This is a genomic window from Massilia antarctica (genome assembly GCF_015689335.1).
Classification (GTDB): Bacteria; Pseudomonadota; Gammaproteobacteria; order Burkholderiales; family Burkholderiaceae_D; genus Telluria_A; species Telluria_A antarctica.
Window position 1 is genome coordinate 6,524,821 of sequence record NZ_CP065053.1, and the last position, 17,574, is coordinate 6,542,394.

17 protein-coding genes and 1 pseudogene are annotated in these 17,574 nt (G+C 62.2%); 6 read left to right on the top strand and 12 right to left on the bottom strand.

Going from position 1 to position 17,574, the window contains the following annotated elements:
* Positions 1 to 2: 2 nt before the first annotated feature.
* Positions 3 to 2,279 (top strand): hypothetical protein, encoded by a 2,277-nt coding sequence (locus tag IV454_RS28655; protein WP_206088924.1) that lies wholly within the window; start codon positions 3 to 5, stop codon positions 2,277 to 2,279.
* Between the two features lie 20 nt (positions 2,280 to 2,299).
* Here the strand turns inward: IV454_RS28655 and IV454_RS28660 are convergent, their stop codons facing one another.
* The 3 genes from IV454_RS28660 to IV454_RS28670 form a co-directional block, all read right to left on the bottom strand.
* Positions 2,300 to 2,773 carry a DUF6623 family protein gene (locus tag IV454_RS28660; RefSeq protein ID WP_146046531.1) on the bottom strand — a complete coding sequence of 158 codons (474 nt, stop codon included), beginning with the start codon at positions 2,771 to 2,773 and terminating at the stop codon, positions 2,300 to 2,302.
* A 305-nt stretch (positions 2,774 to 3,078) separates the two neighbouring features.
* A complete protein-coding gene (locus tag IV454_RS28665) occupies positions 3,079 to 3,585 on the bottom strand; it encodes a lysozyme inhibitor LprI family protein (protein WP_206088925.1) in 507 nt (168 codons plus the stop codon).
* 87 nt (positions 3,586 to 3,672) lie between these two features.
* Complete coding sequence (locus tag IV454_RS28670) at positions 3,673 to 4,020, bottom strand: 50S ribosome-binding protein YggL (RefSeq protein WP_206088926.1); 348 nt, start codon at positions 4,018 to 4,020, stop codon at positions 3,673 to 3,675.
* Between the two features lie 225 nt (positions 4,021 to 4,245).
* Between IV454_RS28670 and IV454_RS28675 the strand changes: the two genes are divergently transcribed.
* Complete coding sequence (locus IV454_RS28675) at positions 4,246 to 4,866, top strand: hypothetical protein (RefSeq protein WP_206088927.1); 621 nt, start codon at positions 4,246 to 4,248, stop codon at positions 4,864 to 4,866.
* 23 nt (positions 4,867 to 4,889) lie between these two features.
* Positions 4,890 to 6,146, top strand: coding sequence for a DUF4349 domain-containing protein (locus IV454_RS28680; RefSeq protein WP_206088928.1), 1,257 nt, complete (start codon positions 4,890 to 4,892; stop codon positions 6,144 to 6,146).
* Between the two features lie 79 nt (positions 6,147 to 6,225).
* Here the strand turns inward: IV454_RS28680 and msrA are convergent, their stop codons facing one another.
* Both msrA and IV454_RS28690 read right to left on the bottom strand, forming a co-directional pair.
* On the bottom strand, positions 6,226 to 6,738 hold the full coding sequence (msrA, locus tag IV454_RS28685; RefSeq protein WP_206088929.1) for a peptide-methionine (S)-S-oxide reductase MsrA: 513 nt from the start codon (positions 6,736 to 6,738) through the stop codon (positions 6,226 to 6,228).
* Between the two features lie 224 nt (positions 6,739 to 6,962).
* A complete protein-coding gene (locus tag IV454_RS28690) occupies positions 6,963 to 7,472 on the bottom strand; it encodes a hypothetical protein (protein WP_206088930.1) in 510 nt (169 codons plus the stop codon).
* 340 nt (positions 7,473 to 7,812) lie between these two features.
* Between IV454_RS28690 and IV454_RS28695 the strand changes: the two genes are divergently transcribed.
* Positions 7,813 to 8,529 carry a hypothetical protein gene (locus IV454_RS28695; RefSeq protein ID WP_206088931.1) on the top strand — a complete coding sequence of 239 codons (717 nt, stop codon included), beginning with the start codon at positions 7,813 to 7,815 and terminating at the stop codon, positions 8,527 to 8,529.
* Positions 8,530 to 8,571: 42 nt separating this feature from the next.
* On the opposite strand, the gene IV454_RS28700 is transcribed toward IV454_RS28695, so the two are convergent.
* From IV454_RS28700 to IV454_RS28715, 4 genes are all read right to left on the bottom strand, one after another.
* The gene (locus tag IV454_RS28700) at positions 8,572 to 9,183 is read right to left on the bottom strand and encodes a hypothetical protein (protein ID WP_206088932.1); all 612 of its coding nucleotides are present in this window, start codon (positions 9,181 to 9,183) and stop codon (positions 8,572 to 8,574) included.
* Positions 9,184 to 9,434: 251 nt separating this feature from the next.
* Positions 9,435 to 10,088, bottom strand: a complete 654-nt coding sequence (locus IV454_RS28705; RefSeq protein WP_206088933.1) for a hypothetical protein — start codon at positions 10,086 to 10,088, stop codon at positions 9,435 to 9,437.
* A 91-nt stretch (positions 10,089 to 10,179) separates the two neighbouring features.
* Positions 10,180 to 11,163, bottom strand: coding sequence for an RNA ligase (ATP) (locus tag IV454_RS28710; RefSeq protein ID WP_206088938.1), 984 nt, complete (start codon positions 11,161 to 11,163; stop codon positions 10,180 to 10,182).
* 124 nt (positions 11,164 to 11,287) lie between these two features.
* Positions 11,288 to 11,884, bottom strand: coding sequence for a hypothetical protein (locus IV454_RS28715; RefSeq protein ID WP_206088940.1), 597 nt, complete (start codon positions 11,882 to 11,884; stop codon positions 11,288 to 11,290).
* Positions 11,885 to 11,979: 95 nt separating this feature from the next.
* Between IV454_RS28715 and IV454_RS28720 the strand changes: the two genes are divergently transcribed.
* Together IV454_RS28720 and IV454_RS33160 are read left to right on the top strand one after the other, a co-directional pair.
* Positions 11,980 to 12,204: a hypothetical protein gene (locus IV454_RS28720; protein WP_206088942.1), complete on the top strand. Its 225-nt coding sequence runs from the start codon at positions 11,980 to 11,982 to the stop codon at positions 12,202 to 12,204.
* Positions 12,205 to 12,676: 472 nt separating this feature from the next.
* Positions 12,677 to 12,955 (top strand): annotated as a pseudogene (locus tag IV454_RS33160) (IS630 family transposase); the annotation flags it as partial.
* A 130-nt stretch (positions 12,956 to 13,085) separates the two neighbouring features.
* Here IV454_RS33160 and glf read toward each other — a convergent pair.
* From glf to IV454_RS28735, 3 genes are all read right to left on the bottom strand, one after another.
* Positions 13,086 to 14,240, bottom strand: coding sequence for a UDP-galactopyranose mutase (gene glf / locus IV454_RS28725; protein WP_206088950.1), 1,155 nt, complete (start codon positions 14,238 to 14,240; stop codon positions 13,086 to 13,088).
* A 256-nt stretch (positions 14,241 to 14,496) separates the two neighbouring features.
* On the bottom strand, positions 14,497 to 15,804 hold the full coding sequence (locus IV454_RS28730; protein WP_229521904.1) for a glycosyltransferase: 1,308 nt from the start codon (positions 15,802 to 15,804) through the stop codon (positions 14,497 to 14,499).
* A gap of 10 nt (positions 15,805 to 15,814) precedes the next feature.
* Positions 15,815 to 17,572 carry a glycoside hydrolase family 2 protein gene (locus IV454_RS28735; protein ID WP_206088952.1) on the bottom strand — a complete coding sequence of 586 codons (1,758 nt, stop codon included), beginning with the start codon at positions 17,570 to 17,572 and terminating at the stop codon, positions 15,815 to 15,817.
* Positions 17,573 to 17,574: the final 2 nt, after the last annotated feature.

Consider the following 17,574-nt stretch of genomic DNA (forward strand, 5'->3'; position numbering starts at 1 on the left):
CCATGCGCCTGACCCGCACCTGTTCCCTGCTCGCTTCCGCCCTCCTGTGGATGGCGGCCCTGCCCGCCTCCGCCAGCGGCGGCGACGGTTACCAGACCAACCGCTTCGCCTCCGAATTCCAGCCCGCCAACGCCGAGCTGTTCGCCTCCGGCAATCTGGGCGTGCTGCCGGGCAGTTACTGGCGCGTGTATCACTACCTGGCCTACCAGGCCGCGCGCGGACGCCCGCTGAACAAGGAACAGGTGGCGGCGCTGGACCTCAATACCTGGCATGTGGGCAGCGCCAGCGAATGGGCCGGGGTGGATCCGGAGAAAAACAGCGCGGACACCTGGCTGGCCGCGCGCGCGCCGTACGCGGCGCAGGCGGGGCTGGCGGCCGCTATCCGGATCGACGCCAGCGCCGACACCGGCGACAGCGAGAGCTATCTGAATTGCCATTCCGATGCGTTCAGGCAGGCCGGCGCCACCATGAGCGCCCGCGCGCGCCTCGGTGCGGGCGCCAAGCCCGATGCCTGGTTCAAGCTATGGCTGCAGGGACAGGACGCGGTGTTCGCGAACTGCGAAGAACCGCCACACAAGTTCGGCGAACCGCTGCCGAAACGCGTGGTCAAGCTGCCACCGCCACTGCCGGCCAACGCCCCCGACTGGCTCAGGGACGACCACGCCTACCAGACGGCCGCCGCCAATTTCTATGCGCGCAATTTCGATCTGGCGCGTACGCAATTCCAGGCCATCGGGCGCCAGCCCAAGTCAGCGTGGCAGGCGCTGGCGCCCTACCTGGCCGCGCGCACCTTGATACGCAAGGCCATGCTCGACTATCCGCTGCGCGAAAAGCAGCCGGCCGCGCGCGAGCGAATCGAGGCGCTGGCGCAGGCCAGGCAGGAGCTCGATGCACTGGCCAAGACTTCCGCCCCTGCGCGGCACATGGCAACCCTGGTCGAGGCGCGCATGAACCCGGCCGAACGCCTGGCCGCGCTGGCGCGTGCGCTCGACAAGGAACCGTTCGGTCCGGATACCCCGCGCATGCTGCACGACTATCTGGTGTTGATGGACAAGATGATGGATGCGCAGCCGGACAGCGCCCGCGCGGCCAAGGAAGCGATGACGGTCTGGATCGCCAGCATGCAGGCCGGGCTCGGGGCCGGCGACGTGCCGGGGGACCCGGGCCAGCAAGCGCGGCGCGCGGACGCCATCGAGATCCTGCGCAAGAGCTGGCTCAAGCAGGGAGATTCGCTCTGGCTGGCGCCGCTGCTCGCCATGGCCCACGCCAACGAATTGACGGCGACCGAGCGCAAGGCAGCCGCCGCCGTAGCGGCCACGCATCCGCTGTACCAGACGCTGCAATACCACCTGGCGCGCCTGGCCCTGCTCGAACAGCAGGCCGAGCGGGCCGACAAGGAGATCGACCGCCTGCTGTCGGCCTACGGCAAGCAGATGTCGGTGGCCACCACCAACCGTTTTCTCGCGCTCAAGATGGTGTCGGCCGGCACGGTGGACGACTTCCTCAAGGCCGCGCCGCGCCGTCCCGATCCGGTCGAGCGAGGCGCGGCCATCGACGCGCAGGCCAAGGCCGACGCCACCGAGACCGACGAGGACTTCGGCATCGCCATCTCGCGCCATCTGCCGATGGCCGAACTGAAGATACTGCTCAAGCATCCGCTGCTGCCGCCGGGGTGGAAATCGATGCTGCAGGAAACCGTGTTCACGCGCGCGCTCATCTTCAACGACGAAGAAACCGCGCTCGGGCTGCTCGATGCGGTGGCCAGGACGCGCAAGAGCACCGCGCATTTGTACGCGCGCTACCGCAAGGCGGCGAGCGGCGCCGAACGCAAGCTTGCCGGTGCGCTGATTCTGGTGAATACGCCGGAACTGCAGCCGGCGGTGGTCGACAAGAACGACAAGGCAAGGGTCTGGGGCTGCTCCGGCGCGGAGGGCCAGCCGCCGGCGATGGCGCATTTGGTGATGCCGGCGCCGCGTTTTCTCAGTGCGCAGCTGACGGCGCAAGCGCTCAAGGAGCAGGAAACCCTGCTGCGCCTGCCCCTGCGCACCGAGTTCCTGGCGCCCACCCTGCTGGAATGGGCGCGCACCAAGCCGGCGGACGAGGAGGCGCCGAAAGCGCTGCACTTCCTGGTAGGGTCGACCCGCATGGAGTGCCCGTACGGCCGCGCCGAGCCCGAGGAGAAGCAGTTGCGCGCCCGCTATTCGCGCGAGGCGTATGAAGTGGCGCACAAGCTGTATCCGGCGAGTAAATGGACCAAGGCGACCAAGTACTACTATTGAGGCGACCTGGTCGGGACGGGTCAGGAGGTGAAGTCGCCGCCGGCAGTGGTGAAGTGGATGTTGGCGTCATTAGTGAAGCGCACAAAGATGGAAACGCCGATGCCCCAGAATACTTCGCCGCCGCCACCGGCCCAGCTGTTCTTGGCGTCGATGCCGCTGCCGTGGGCGCCGGTGTTGGACAGGCCGTCATAGCGCCGCACGTTGTTCGGGCCATCCCAGATATGCGCCGATTCCACGCGTGCGCCAGCGTCGGCGTTGTAGAGCACGAAAACACGTTCGAGGCGCACCCGTTTGCCGTCGGTGATCACAGGCGAGGGAATGGCGAAGTGAAACCAGTTGCCCTGTCCCCCGATGCCCCGGAAGATGGCGCCATAGCCGACGCGCAGGCCGGTGACGTCGGTCCAGGGAATGCCGTTGACCAGACGTAAACGCGTGTTGCCGGGAATTTCGACCTGGGCGACGTAGCCAGGTACCCACATTGCTTGCAGTGCCATTTCGTTCTCCTCGTACTCGTTCAAAGTGGAGGCAGGAACGCGCGGCGGCGTCACCTGGACCTGGTTTGAGCGTACGGGACAACGCATGCGGATCGTTTGGCCGGCATCAGCAAGCCGCCTGCGCCCGGACAGCACCGCCGTGGTGTGCCGCAGGGCATGCTCATGCGCGGACCGATCTGCCGCAACAACGTGGGATTGGATCGATGTGATTGTCGATGCCGGAGGTGGCGGGCCAGCCGGCGACGGCGCAAGCCGGGCGACGGAGAAAGCCGGGCGGCGCGGCTGAAGCGTGGCCGGCACAGGAGCTATCTGCGCGGCAATGTGCCCGTATCGCGTTCCAGTTCCATCGCGCGCCGCGCATTCAGGTCGGTCACACAAGCAAGCCGGCGGATCTCGTGCGAATTGCCGATGCCGCCGCCAATGAGCGCATCGGCCAAGGCGCACTGCGCCCGGCGGTAGCTCGCGAAGGCCGCGTTCGATTCCCGCAGCCTGGCCCTCGCCACCTTGACATACTTGGCGTTTTCGTCCCATCTGGAAATCGCACCGGACGCCTTGGCCTCGGCTTTTTTCAGCGTCGCTGCGCTGTCCGCGGCCTTTTTGGCCATGCAGTCGCGTATGCCGGCCTGGGAAAATTCGCTGCAGTCCTCGGCCGCATCGAAGGGGCGCGCCGGTTCTGCTGCCAGGGCCTGTACGGCGAGGAGTGCCGATGCGAACAGCGCCGCCCGGGCGATCCTGCGCAGGCCGCAGTGGTCCAACACCGCGTCGCAAGACGAATTTGCAAGCCCTTGCGGCCGATTTCCGGACAAGCCCATTGGTCTCCTTGTGAATGGTCGTTGAAACGCCAACGCACGTAAAAGGATACCACCGCGCATGATATGAATGCCAACAGTGAATATGGATCAGTCGGATCCGGTCCAGGCATCGATCAGCGGCCCGACCACGACGTCCTCAAGCAAAGCTTGATTCTCCAGCCAGGCGCCGACCGACGCACGGTGACACTCGCCTAAGGGAGCGAACCTCACGCCCGAGGAGACAACGCCGTGAAACGCCTCAGTGCCGCCGCCGCCGAACACAAGGCCTTGCCCCTCGATCGCAACGTCGATGAACTCGTCCAGCATTGCATACAGCGCGGGCCGGGCCGGCGCGCCGCGATAACGGGCGTTGACGGCGAAGCTGAACTCCTGAAACTCGCCGACATGCTTTTTCTTCCGTTGGCGCCGGTTCAAGCGGTGCGTTGCGCGGGTCATCGTGTTTTCTCCATTCGTCCTTCATCTGCCATGCGATCAATATTGATATCTTGCAATCCACGCGTCTGTCGCGTATTCCCCACGATAATGTTGTATTTCTGCCTAAAAAAATGCTTAGAGGCACATTGCTCAATCACATCGATCATTGCTCATTGAATAATACGCAAAGACAAGCCATACTTCTTGTCCGCCCGTACCGCAGGCGACTTAATGATTGGAGAGAGCATGTTGATTGTATGGGGTAAGCGTACGTATGGCGCAGTGTACAAGGTCGGTGACACGTCGGTGAAAACCGTCTTTGGACACTTGTGGTATCTGCCTCTGTTCCCGATGAGCAGCCATTATGTCGACGGCAAGACTGGCGCTTCGTTCGAACTCAACGGCATGAATGGCCGCTCGGTACTGTGCGGCTACATGCGCGTCTGGCTCCCGCTGGTGTTCGTGTCCTTCCTGATGAGCTTTCAGGCCGACCACAGCGGCGTCAAGATGTTCTCGGGGCTGGCGATGTTTCTGCTGGCCGCGCTCGTGATCGGTTCCTATGTGTTCGACAAAAAAGTCGTCAGCCCGTCAACCGTCCAGGTGCGCAGTATGATGAAGCGGCATTTCGGCGTGGCCGTCGATCCGTACGAGTGCCTGACCAGCCTGCAGATGGAAATCGATGAGCGGATGCGCGCGCACAGCGCCGGCTCGCTGGACGCTTTCTGGTACAAAAATCTGCTCAACTCGCCTTCCGCCCAGCCGGAAATCGTCGAGCTGGCCGTCCTGCGCGCGCGCTGCGACCAGCACGACAAGCCGCTGCAACAGCTCGCCCTGCGAAAACTGCCTGGCGCGCGTACGGTGGCGTAAATCGCGCGATTCGCTGGCGGCATGTGACCATGCGCCCGTGCCGCCAGCCCCCGCCCTTCACTGCCTGCCTTGTTGACGCAGGTCTAACCCCGTTTTCCTCATCGCTCCGTTTAAAGAACGAGGGCAAGCTATTTGTCCCTCTTGCCGCAGCCTCCAATTCGCCGGACCGCTGCCTTCTTCGATCGACAAACGCAAGGATTGCCATGATGGACCTGAAACCTGTGACGCGCGCCGCCGGCTGCATCACCCTGCTCGCCTTGATGGCGGCATGTTCAAAAAAAGAAGCGATGGTGGCACCGCAGGGAAGCCCTGCCGCCATGATGGCGGCCGATACAGCCGCGGCGCCGGCTGCGGCTGAGTCCGCGGCGCCCGCCGCGCCGGCACCACCGCCACCACCGCCGCCAACGGAGAGTCGACGCGCGGCGAGCAAGCCAAGCCCTGTCCTCCAGGGCAAGGCACTCACCACGGCAAGCGCCGCCCAGCAGATGGCTGGAGGCGCAGGCATGGGCGCCAACACCGATGGCGAGCGCAAGTTCATCCGCTCCGCGAGCGCGCACTTTCGGGTCAAGGACGTGTATGTGGCCGCGCTCGGCATTGAAGACACCGTTGCCGGCCATGGCGGTTTCGTCGTCAAGAACGATATCCGTACCGAAAGCGTGAATACCCAGCGCCATCCGGCCGGCGAGGGCAAGTTGATCGAGCTGAACGAATATACCGTGCAGGGGCATCTGATCGTGCGCGTGCCAAGTTCCAAGACGCAGGAGTTCCTGCGCGCGATTGCCGCTCATGTGGTGTTTTTGGACGAGCGCACCTACGCGGCCCACGACGCGCAATTCGACCTGCTGCGCCAGCAGTTGCAAGCCATGCGCGAGCAGGAAACGCAAAACGAGCTGGGCGACGCCGTCCGGGATGGCGGCAAGCTGGTGCAAAAAACGGACGCGATTGCCATGCGCAACGATGTCAAGGGCGCGCGCGATGCCGCCATTCTCGCGAAGAAGGAATTCGAGGACCAGGTGGCGTTCAGCACCATTGACCTGACCCTGATCCAGCCATCACGCGTGCTGCAAAGCGAGCGGATCGATCTAAACAGCGTGTCGCGCCAGTTCCGTCCCGGCTTCGCCAGCCAGCTGCGCGAGCAGTTGCGCGGCGGCTGGGAAGGTGCGCAGGCATTCTTCCTGGCCTTGGCCGGGCTGTGGCCGCTATTGCTGATCGCCGCTGCAAGCACTCTGGTGCTGCGGCGCGTGCTGCGGCGTCAGAAAAAAACCGTCGCGCCGGAGTAAGGGCTGGCGCAGCGGCAGCGCTGCGGGTCCGTTGGTGCGGGCAGCGCGCCCGATGTCATGCGCCGGACGTTACGCGGGCTCAGGCCACGCTCTGATCGCGCCGCGGCAGGCGCCAGTCCTTGCGGATGAAGTGGCAGGTGTAGCCGGACGGATTGCGCACCAGATAGTCCTGGTGCTCCGGTTCGGCTTCCCAGAACGGCCCTGCCGGCGCCAGCTCGGTGACGACTTTTCCGGGCCACATGCCGGAGGCGTCGACGTCGGCGATGGTGTCGAGCGCGCTCGCCTTCTGCGCGTTGTTGGTGTAGAAAATGGCCGAGCGGTAACTCATGCCGGTATCGTTGCCTTGGCGGTTGACGGTGGAGGGATCATGGATCTGGAAAAAAAATTCCAGCAATTGGCGGTAACTGAGCACGTCAGGATCGAACACGATGTCGATGGCTTCCGCGTGCGTGCCGTGGTTGCGGTAGGTGGCGTTGGGCACGTCGCCGCCCGAGTAACCGACGCGGGTGGACGTGACGCCGGGCATTTTACGAATCAAGTCTTGCATGCCCCAAAAACATCCGCCGGCCAGGATTGCTTGTTCTGATTTCATGTGTGCCTTTCGTTGTCACCGCTGCGCGGCATCGGCAATAGATGGGACGCGAAAGGGTAATTGCAATAGAGCGGCGGAAACGACCGGCCGATCAATCTCCCGATTTGTACAATCAAGGTGCGCATCTTCACTATGCAGCACGAGAGCGAACAATGACACAACAAGAACAAGTCAGCCAGGCACAAGCCGCGCCGGATGCAGGCCCGTTCCAGCGCATGTTCGCTTTACTCCACCGCAGGGCCAGAGGATGCCGGTGACGGATCCAATTCCGGATGGGCGGGGGGCGGCATCTCGCCCATGACAAACATGCCAGGAGCTGGAGGCTTGACCGCCGCGTCGGTGCTATCGATTGAAACGCGCTGCTCATCGCCACCGGTACAGCCGATAGCGGACAACGCGAGCAGCGCCGCGCCGGCAATGCCTGGCAGTTTGCGCCACGCCTGGCGCACCGCGGCGCGCGGGCTGTCGCCGCAATCGCCGCAATCGCCGCTCATCACGGTCCCATCCGGGCGCCTGTAAAAGCGCACGCACAGCTCACCCCTACTGTTTTCCGCCATCAGCGCAGCCGCTTGCGTGGCGGGCATGGCGGACAGGTTGAATACGCTCTTGTTGCAGTCGTTGCAGTGACGTACACGATCATCGCCCTTCATCTTGTCCCATGACGCCGTGCAGGGCGATGCGATCTCGATACGCTGCAGGGTAATCGGCTGGTCGTGCGCGCGGGTTTGTTTCATGATGAAGTCCATTTCTATTCGATAAATCAGGAGGGCCGACTGAACATGTGCATATCGGCTACTTCTTGAACGGCCTTCCCGTGCGCACGGGGTCAAACACGTCCGAATCATTTTCCTGTTGCGGGCATCGCATGGCAGCGGCGCACATGCACTACATGTTTGCTAAAATCGGCTGATTGTTTTTCAAGGTTGCACCGTCAGGCCTCGGGCGAGGCCTATTCACCATCGATGACGAAAGCGAGCGATGACACACATTGAACAGGCAAGCGGTGCGCAAGAGCTGGGCCCATTGATGGCCACCTACGGCAAAAGCCGCTCATTCCTGTTCGTTGGCTGGTTCATGGCGGCGCTGTTCGCCCTGGTCGGGCTCTTTGTGCTGTGGCTGACCACCCGGATTGGGCCGAATTTCCGCTTCGGTGGCGATGTATCGCTGCTGTATGCAGTCGGATTTGGCGCGCTGGCGCTTGGCGCGGCGATTGCGTTCTTTATCTGGCGCCTGGCCGCGTCACAGCCGGTTTTCCAGCTGTTCGACAATGGCATCCGCGCGAGCGGACCGGATGGCGATCATGTCACCCTGTACCGCGATCTGGAAGACCTGTACACCTTCTTTTATGGTGGCATCGGCTATCGCGCCGCGGCGAATGCGCCGTGGACGTTTATCGGCAGCCGCATCCACAAGTTCGGCGAATTGAGCGAGCGTTTGCGCGCCCTTCAGGTGGCGCACCGGGGCGAAGTATTGCACCAGCAGCTACAGGCGGGAAAGCCGGTGACCTTCCGCTATCTTGAGGACAGCGTGGCCCAATCAAAAAGCATGGTCGCTTCGCGCAATATGAACTTCCCCACCTTCGAGATGGCCCTGACCGCGCATCGGTTGCAGATCGGGCAGAAAAGCATCGATATCGGCCGCATCGCCAACATCAACACCAATGTGTGGACCGAGACATCGAGCATCATGGACGTCGATGGCAAGGTGTTTCACAAGGTTCATCCGAGTTCGATCCTGTCGTTTGATCTGCTATGCGCACTGATCGCGCGGCAGCAGCAAGCGATGCGGTAGCAAGCACTCACGCTCCAGGCGGGAGATGCGCCGCCGGTCCGATTAACGGGTACAGATGCCTTTACTGTCCACGAGTACATGCGGCATCGAGTGTCCCGCTTGAGGCTTTCCGATCAGTTGCTGTACCTGAGCATCCTTTTCACACTGCCGCGCGCCCTTGGGGGACGATGCCGTTGGCGCAATGACCGCCGGGGCAGGAGCTGGAGCGCTCGGAGGCAGCGCGCCCATCAGAACCGTCATTGGCGGTTCAGGGTTGACCGTTGCGCCGGCAGTCACTGCCGGTACGGGCTGGCTTTCGCGCGTGGAACAGCCGGCTGCGGACAAGGCGAGCACCGCGGCGCCCGCAATACCGGGCAATCTGCGCCATGGCTGGCGCGCCACGGGGCGCACGCTGTCGCCGCCATCGCTGGACACAACGCTGCCGTCCTGGCGCTTGTCCATCCGCACACACAAATCGCCATCGACGTTGCCCGCGATGAGCGCGGCCGCTTCCGCGGCGGGCATGGCGGAGAGATTGACGACGTTCTTGTTGCAATCCTTGCAGTGACGAACACGATGATCGCCCGTCATGGCGTCCCATGACGCGCTACACGGCAAGGGAATCTCGATACGGTGCAGTTCGATTGGCTGGTGCTGCGCGCGCGGTGGTTTCATGGTGACATCCGTTTCGTTGAATGGGTCAGAGGCCGGGATGGATATCTCCACATCCGTACAGGGTGAAACGGCCGAGCCAGGCAAACGGGGTTCATTTTGTCGAAAGAATTTCCGGCATCGGCGGCAGCACTGGCATGACCGTTGTTCTGAATAATGCGACACGGAAGGCCGCGAGCATGGCGCCCGCTCCGATTATCAGCATTGTCTCCACGCCCGGAGCGCCGCACGGCCAGCTTGCCGACGGCCTTGGCTTACGCGTGGGTGCCGGAATCGGCGCTGCTGCCAAGGTCCCGATTGGCCGGCTGAGCATCCTTGTCGACTTTCTGGCCAGGCAAGGGCTCGCTTGTCGGCGCGGGTTCCACCTCGTCCGGCACGGCTTGCGGCGCTTCCGCTTGTCGACCGGGCGCGTGCGTGCGCGGCGCTTTGCGCCCTGTCGGTGGCTTGGGTACCTCCTCCACGATCATCGCGCCGACCATCAGTTCCATCTCGGGCGCTACCATATCGAGCGCGACGGTAACCACGTTTTCCTTCGGCGCCGTCTCGCCGGTGCTACAAGCGGCCGCGGAGAGGGCCAGGACTGCAGCGCCCACCAAGCGCGGCAGCGAGCGCGCCGGTGGGCGCCCGGACGACTCCGGGACTGCGCCGCAATCGCTGGTCATGACCGTGCCATCCCGGCGGCGGTAAAACTTGACGCACAGCTCGCCCTTCAGATTGCCGGCGACAAGGGCCGCCGCTTCGGATTCGGTCATGGCGGACAGGTCGAACACATTCTTTTTACAATCACCGCAATACCGCACGCGGGCGTCGCCCGCCATCTCGTCCCACGATGACACGCATGGCACGGGAATGCTGAAACGATGCAGTGCAAGCGTGCTGGTAAGCTTCGCGGGGTGTGTCGTGGTCATATTTCTTTCTGTGCAGTGATTGCTTGATCCGACGGTGGAACGTCCGGATCATGATAACAACGCCAAGAAACGCCTTCAGCCCAGTCCGCTGCTACTTTTCGCCCAGCAGAAACTTGTTGCTGATGGCCTTGAAACTGACATCCGCACCCAGGCACTTGAATACCAGCCCTTCACGCTCGGTGCTTGCATTGAGCGCACTCTTGGCTTCCGCGCTGGCCAGCAGCGATGCGACGGTCGCGCCGGCCAGGTTTTGACTGTCCAGCACGGGGCAATGCCGGATGCCGGCACCGTCGAGGAAAGCCATCCGTTCAGCGGGCTTGAGGTAGCGGCCGCTGTCGATATCGTAGACATCGAACACGTGCAGTTGCGGCGCGCCGACGCCGTAGGGATTGCCCTGGACGCCAGGCCCGATCAGCTCGCCTTGCACGGCCAGATTGCGCCCGCTGGCGCGCAGCAGCGCTTCGAGCTTGTGGTCGCGCGCGGCCTTCCAATAGGAATTGCCCTCGGTTTCCAACAAATCCAGATTGCGGCTGCAAACACCAAATTCGCCTTGGAACAGATAAGCGGTCAGGCTGGAGCCGTCGAGCTTTTCGCTCACTTCCCACTCCAGGCCGGCGCCCACCCATTCTTCGAGCTCATCCACGAGGTTCTGGATGCGCTCCTGATTGGTTTTCCGTACAAACGAAGGAAACGGCCCTTTCACGATGCCCTGGAGCTCGGCGGGAACCGGCGGCTCGTACTTTTGAATGCCCAGCGCATCGGTGAGGTCATCGCCATCGTTGGCGCCGTCTGGCGCGGGCAGCAACAGGCCCTGGCTGATCTGTCCGCGCAATTTGATGGTGCGCAGCCGCGCGCCGGCGACGCCATTGAACTCGCGCTTGTCCTTGCACAGGAAAGGCGCGAGCGCTTCGGGCACCCAGGAATCGACTTCCAGATACAGGGCGTTGCCGCCAATCTGACATTCGCCCTTCTTCGAGACGACCTTCCAGCCGTCGACCGTGACGCATTCGATCGCATCCGCGCCCGGAATCGGCGCAATATCGATGACCTTGCGAACGGTTGCTAATTTACGCATGTATTATTCCTGATTGGTTCACTATCATTAACTTGGTCCTGACGCATTTTTTCAGCGACGATTTCTCCGATCTCGGCATGCCCCGCCCAGGCATCTCCACGGCCCGCTCCGCTCCGCTCGCCACTTATCGTGCGCGCCGCTTGGCGCTTTTGTTCGCTTGCTTGACGGGTTGCCGCGGTGCCGCAGCGTTACCCAGCCATTCCACCGGCTTGGCGTCTTTTGCTTGCTGCCCACCTTGTCCGGCAGGCTTCGCGTCGTCGGCAACGTCCCGCATCGTCGGCGGCGGTGCGCCCATCATCACCATCATCGGCGGTGGAGGCACCGTCGGCGCGGGGGCATCAACCGTGGAGACAGGCACAGGGTCGCTCACGGCGCAGCCAGCGGCGGATAAAGCCAGCATGGCCGCACCTGCCATGAAAGGCAGCTTGCGCCACGCCTGGCGGACGGCGGCGCGCGGGCTATCGCCGCAGTCGCTGGTCATGACCGTGCCGTCCTGGCGTTGATAAAACCGCACGCACAGCTTGCCATCATGGTTGTCCGCCAGCAGCGCGGCCGCGTCGGCTTGCGCCATGGCCGAGAGATTGAACACGTTCTTGTTACAGTCCTTGCAATGGCGGACGCGATCGTCGCCTTTCATCTTGTCCCATGACGCCGTGCAGGGAGAAGCGATGTCGATGTGCCGCAGTGCGATCGACTGCTGGTGGACGCTGGATTGCTGCATGTGGAAATCCGTTTCTGATAATTGGAGGGATCCGACTGGAGATAGCGACGTCGGCTACATCATGAAACGGACCCGGCGTGCAAGCGGGGTTAAACGTGGAAAATATGTCGTTTCGCCAGCGGCGGACGAAAAAAAAGCTCCTTGCGGGAGCTTTTTTCCTGATGCTGGCGGAAAGGGTGTCCTTCATACTGAGCGCCGCGCCGCCGGTACCGGGCGAGAATTATGCCCGCACCGGCAAAAATGCCCCCAAAAATGCCCCCAAATTGATAGCATTGAAGCTTCCAGCCCCGGCATCACGATTCCTTTACGAAAATCAATAAAGTTGACATCGCGCCCGAGCACGACAGCAACACCATTTTGACAGGCCGTGACCGGCAAAGTTGCACCTCGATGTCCCACGAAAAACGCGTGTGCTGCCGGCAGCGCAAACAGCGCAGGCCAGAATGCCCACCGCGTCATCCGCATTCAGGGCGCCGGTCACGTTCGACGTCCATCTTCGCTTTGCCCTCACTAGCGACGGCAAGCCTTTTGTCTTCCTCGGTATGGACGCGATCCCGAGCTTGAGCAGACGTAGCAGGTCTGCCTGAAGGATTGGGGATGTCTCGGCAAACCTCAGTCTAGACTTCTGATCAGCGCCCCCTGCCGGTGTCTTATCGTAAAGGGATAGGTTGTCGACTTGCTGCGCAGATACTAGGCAATGCAACGCTGAACAGGCCTGGGCGAGCGCTGTACGCCATTGTTATACACCAGTCTGGCTGCACGATCCCTTGCCCAAGCAGCGCCGTAGATGGCCCGCGCTTCCACGTCCATTTCACACCAACGTCAGCCTCGTGGCTCAATCAGGTCGAACGTTGGTTCCCCACTCTGACCGAGCGACAGATCAGGCGCGGCACACATCGCTCGACACGCCAGTTGGAAGACGCCATCCGCGCCTATCTCAAGATCAATAACGCCGAACCGAAGCCATTCATCTGGACAAAATCCGCCGACGCGATCCTCGCGAGCATTGAGCGATCTTGTCTGCGAACTTCTAACTCACCACACGAGGTGTCGCCAGCGCCATTTGCCTAACACTTCAGGAAAGAGGCGCTGGCTGCTTGAAACGGATATGTCCACTATCGACAGTACACCTCACCCATAATTTCGGGACGATTAAGGACGCAGGGCGCTGGCCAAGTGCGGCTCGCGAAGCGCAAATTGGCTAACCCAGCGGATTAATGACAAAGGCGGGCATCGCGCTGCGCAGCTTCGCGCAGTCCAGGAACGTGTCGGCCGTGGTCAACGCTTCATGGATCGTCACGTCCATGTCCAGGTAACGATAGGTCCCGAGCCGACCCACGAAGGTCACATTTGTCTCGTCCTTGGCCAGGGTAATGTAACGCTCGAGCTGTTCCTTGTCGCGCGCCATGCGGATCGGATAGTAGGGAATGTCATTCTCCTCGCATTGCCGGCTGTATTCCTCATAGCACACCGTGTCTTGATGCTGTTCCCACGGCGAGAAATGCTTGTGCTCGGTGATGCGGGTGTACGCTTCGCCGTTGTCGCAGTAATTGATCACTGCGTTGCCCTGGTAATCGCCTTTCGCGCGGAACATCTTGAAGTCAAGTGTCCGGTATGGCAGCCTGCCTTCGGCATGCCTGAACCAGGCGTCGATCGGTCCGCTGTAGAACACATGCGCGTAATCGGCTTTCAAGGCCGGATCGAAGTGCGCATTCAGATGTACGGAAATGCCGGGCACGTCCAGGATTTTCTCGACCAGTGCGGTATATCCGCCCTCGGGCATGCCTTGATACTTATGGTTGAAATAATTGTCGTCGTAATTAAACCGCACGGGCAGGCGCTTGAGAATGCTGGCCGGGAGTTCGCCAGGGTCGAGTCCCCACTGCTTGATGGTATAGGTCTTGAAAAAGGCTTCATACAGCTCCCGCCCTACGAAGCGCAGCGCCTGCTCTTCGAAGGTGGCGGGATTGTCGATGCTTTTGTCGCCCAGCGATGCCAGGAATTCCTGCGCTTCCGCGGGCCGCAGGGTCTTGCCGAAGAACTGATTAATGGTCAATAAATTGATCGGCAGCGTGAACACCTGTCCTTTGGTGATCGCCTTGACCCGGTTGACGAAGGGCTTGAAGGTGCTGAACCGGTTGACGAATTCCCACGCTCTTTCATTATCCGTATGGAAGATATGCGGCCCGTACACATGTACCATGACGCCGGTCTCGGCATCACGCTCGGAATGACAGTTTCCCGCAACATGGGGACGCGTATCGAAGACCTCGACGCTGTAGCCCGCATGGGCCAGTTGGTTGGCGATCACGGCGCCCGAGAATCCGGCGCCGACAATGGCGATTTTATTTTTCATATAGGTATCCGAGCAAGCGGCATCTGGAAGTTGATAAATAGTTCACGCTGACCTGCAAAGTCGTGGGCGGCACACGACGTACCTCCGCACTTACTTTGCGCACGTACTTTGCGTTAATAGGCAGCAGTCGCCGGTCTTGGTACCGCTGCCACGGATGAGAAGAGAAGCGGAAACGCCACCGGTGAGCGCAAGCGGCCGGCGCGCCGGCTCCATGGAGGCGGCGGCCGCAAGACCCCATGCGCCCCCAGTCCGCTTTCTATTTGGCGCTGGCAGTGCTCAAGACCTCGGCCTCGGCCCGCTTGGCCATGATGGCGTCCAGTGCCATCGTCGGCTTCTTGAGCGCCGCAGCGCACGCCGACGGACGCAACCCGCGCAGATGCGCCGGGATCGCAGTTTCGCGAGCCAAGGCATCGTTGGCCGTCTGCTGCGCCTGCATCAACTGGTGCATGCTGTCGGCAGTGGCGTCCCAGGACGTCGCTTGCACGACATCACGCATGGCATCGATCATTGTTTGCTTTGCTTCCGGCGACATTGCCAGTGCTGCTTCGCAGGCCGCGATAAACTGTTCCGGCGAATGCGCGATGCTGACGATGTTCCCGTACGGTTGACTGACGTCGGTGATGTCGGTGCTGACGATCGGCAGTTCGGCCGCCATGTACTCCAGTACCTTGGTCGGGCTGATGAACTTGGTCGATTCGTTCAGGGCGAACGGCATCAGGCAGACCTGCCAGCCGGCCAGGTACTCCGGCAATTCCTCGTACTTTGCCTGACCCATGTAGTGGATGTTCGGGCTGCGCGGCAGGCTGGCAGGATCGATCTTGACTACCGGGCCGACCATGATCAGTTGCCATTCCGGACGGGCCTCGGCCACGGCACGCAGCAAGTCGGTATCAAAACGCTCGTCGATGACCCCGTAGAAACCCAGGCGCGGCTGCGGCAGTGCCCGTTGCGACGGATGGGCGCGCGCACGGTCGAGCGCCTTGGAAAAATGCGCGAGGTCGACACTGCTCGAAAAACAGTGGGCGTTGGCATGGCGTTCGCGCTTGGCCTGGTACAGGCTCGGCCCGCCGGTGAAGACGATGTCGGCCGTCTTGAGCAAGGCGCTTTCGCGCTGCAGCAGCTGCGGCGGTGCGTTCTTGAACGCCGACAGTTCATCCATGCAATCGTACACCACCAGGCTCGGATGAACCGTTTGCAACAGCGGCAGGGCCAGCGGCGTATAAAACCAGACCACCGGGTCTTCGTCCTGCGGCAGGAAAGCGCTCAGCAATGGCTGGAGCACGGCAATCTGCTCGTCATGGAAGCCCGGCGCATGAACCGGTGTGTGCGGCTGCACCACGGTAATGTTGGCGCATGGACTGTAGGTCTTGAGAAAGCTTTCGCCTTCATGGAAAAAGGGTTCTTCCACGACCACGATGCGGTAGAACTGCGCCAGGCGCGACATCAGCTGCTGCGGGCGTTGATACACGAAGTCCCAGCGCAGGTGGCAAAAGACAACCATGGTCGGCAGGACGTTGGCATCGGCGGCGAGTGCGGCGGGCACGTGGTTTTTTTGGATACTCATTGTTTTCCCCTCAGGTTATATTGCGCGTTGCAGCGCTGATTTCTTCCAAGGCAACCTTGGGAGTGCGGTCTGCGTTCAGCAGACCATTTGTTTCTTGAAACGTATCGGCAAACTGGGTATAGCAAAATCCGCTGAACAGCAGCGTTGTGTTCGCAACGTGGAGCAGGCGCCGGTAATGGTCGAGATACGCCGCTTGCGTTGCGGCCCGCGAGTAGCCCCAGGTGCCCTCTTTTTCCGCGCCCGGATCGTAGGCAATCCCGCCGAATTCGGTGAGCACGATCGGCTGGCCGCGATGCGGAAAACCATCCAGGGTCAGGATGCGTCCGGCCGGGCGGCGCTGGTCGAACAGGGTGCGCTGTGGTTCGGTCGTTTCGTAGCGCGAACGCAGCTTTTCCGGATCGGCGTCGTAGTCGTGGATGCCGAGAATATCCGTGGCAGAGGCTTCCCAGCCATCGTTGCCGATCACCGGACGGGTGCTGTCGAGCGTTTTGGTCAGGTGGTACAGCGCTTCGACCGCGTTGCGGTGGGCCTGGGTCGAGGTCAGGTTGGGCACGCCCCACGATTCATTGAACGGCACCCACACGATGATGCAGGGGTGGCTGTAATCGCGATCGATGGCTTCGCTCCATTCGCGCACGATGCGAGTGATGGCTTTGGGACTGAAGCGGTAGGCCGACGGCATTTCTTCCCACACCAGCAGGCCCAGCCTGTCGGCCCAGTACAGATAGCGCGGATCTTCGATCTTCTGGTGCTTGCGCACGCCGTTAAAGCCCATCGCCTTGGCCAGCTCGACATCCTTGCGCAGCGCATCGTCCGACGGCGCCGTCATCAGCGAGTCCGGCCAGTAGCCCTGGTCGAGCACCAGCCGCAAGGGGTAGGGCCGGCCGTTCAGCATGAAGCGATCACGCGTTATTGCCACCGAGCGCAGCGCCGTGTACGAACGCACGGTATCGAGCACGCGGCCGCGGTGATGCAGAGTCAGTTCGGCCGAGAGCAGGGTCGGGCGCTCCGGGCTCCACAGCAGCTCGTTGCGCGAGTCGTCGATGCCGGGGTCGGACAGGGAAATCTTGCGGTTCGCTTCATGGCCCATCAGCTTGTAGTGGTCATCGGCCAGCAGGTTGTCTCCATGCCAGATCTTGACCTCGACAAACAAGTCCTCCATGATGTCGCCGGCGGCGAAAATCTCGCAGCCGATCTCGAACACGTCGAACACCGGCGTCCAGCGCAGCTTCTGGATGTAGGTGGTGGCCACGCGTTCGATCCAGACCGTCTGCCAGATGCCGGTGGTGCGCGGATACCAGATCGAATGGGGCTCGGCCAGCCAGTCCTGCTTGCCACGCGGCTTGGCCAGGTCGTGCGGATCGTCGAGCGCGTGCACCACGATGGTTTGCGCTCCCTCAGCCTTGAGGGAGTCGGTGATGTTGGCCGAAAACGGGGTGTGGCCGCCTTCGTGCTCGGCCACCAGATTGCCGTTGACCCAGACCCGCGCCGCATAGTCGACCGCTCCCAGATGCAAGATGACGCTGCCCTCCCCCGGCGCGACGTCGAACTCGCGCCGGTACCAGCAGGCCCGGTGAAAGCCCCGGTCGCCAACGCCGCTGGCGGCCGACTCCGGCGCAAAGGGAACGGTAATGGTGCGGTCCCAGGCGATCGGATCGGACGGCACCTTGAACCTGGCCTCATCGTCGAACGCAAAGTCCCACTGGCCGTTCAACGACTGCCAGTCGGCACGTACCAGTTGCGGTCGTGGATACATAAAATCGCTCATGT

What these genes read in the sequence shown, in the direction of transcription:
- IV454_RS28655 (WP_206088924.1), top strand. Translation starts at nt 3, where the DNA reads ATGCGCCTGACCCGCACCTGTTCCCTGCTCGCTTCCGCCCTCCTGTGG.
- IV454_RS28660 (WP_146046531.1), bottom strand. Translation starts at nt 2,773, where the DNA reads ATGGCACTGCAAGCAATGTGGGTACCTGGCTACGTCGCCCAGGTCGAA.
- IV454_RS28665 (WP_206088925.1), bottom strand. Translation starts at nt 3,585, where the DNA reads ATGGGCTTGTCCGGAAATCGGCCGCAAGGGCTTGCAAATTCGTCTTGC.
- IV454_RS28670 (WP_206088926.1), bottom strand. Translation starts at nt 4,020, where the DNA reads ATGACCCGCGCAACGCACCGCTTGAACCGGCGCCAACGGAAGAAAAAG.
- IV454_RS28675 (WP_206088927.1), top strand. Translation starts at nt 4,246, where the DNA reads ATGTTGATTGTATGGGGTAAGCGTACGTATGGCGCAGTGTACAAGGTC.
- msrA (WP_206088929.1), bottom strand. Translation starts at nt 6,738, where the DNA reads ATGAAATCAGAACAAGCAATCCTGGCCGGCGGATGTTTTTGGGGCATG.
- IV454_RS28690 (WP_206088930.1), bottom strand. Translation starts at nt 7,472, where the DNA reads ATGAAACAAACCCGCGCGCACGACCAGCCGATTACCCTGCAGCGTATC.
- IV454_RS28695 (WP_206088931.1), top strand. Translation starts at nt 7,813, where the DNA reads ATGGCGGCGCTGTTCGCCCTGGTCGGGCTCTTTGTGCTGTGGCTGACC.
- IV454_RS28700 (WP_206088932.1), bottom strand. Translation starts at nt 9,183, where the DNA reads ATGAAACCACCGCGCGCGCAGCACCAGCCAATCGAACTGCACCGTATC.
- IV454_RS28705 (WP_206088933.1), bottom strand. Translation starts at nt 10,088, where the DNA reads ATGACCACGACACACCCCGCGAAGCTTACCAGCACGCTTGCACTGCAT.
- IV454_RS28710 (WP_206088938.1), bottom strand. Translation starts at nt 11,163, where the DNA reads ATGCGTAAATTAGCAACCGTTCGCAAGGTCATCGATATTGCGCCGATT.
- IV454_RS28715 (WP_206088940.1), bottom strand. Translation starts at nt 11,884, where the DNA reads ATGCAGCAATCCAGCGTCCACCAGCAGTCGATCGCACTGCGGCACATC.
- glf (WP_206088950.1), bottom strand. Translation starts at nt 14,240, where the DNA reads ATGAAAAATAAAATCGCCATTGTCGGCGCCGGATTCTCGGGCGCCGTG.
- IV454_RS28730 (WP_229521904.1), bottom strand. Translation starts at nt 15,804, where the DNA reads ATGAGTATCCAAAAAAACCACGTGCCCGCCGCACTCGCCGCCGATGCC.
- IV454_RS28735 (WP_206088952.1), bottom strand. Translation starts at nt 17,572, where the DNA reads ATGAGCGATTTTATGTATCCACGACCGCAACTGGTACGTGCCGACTGG.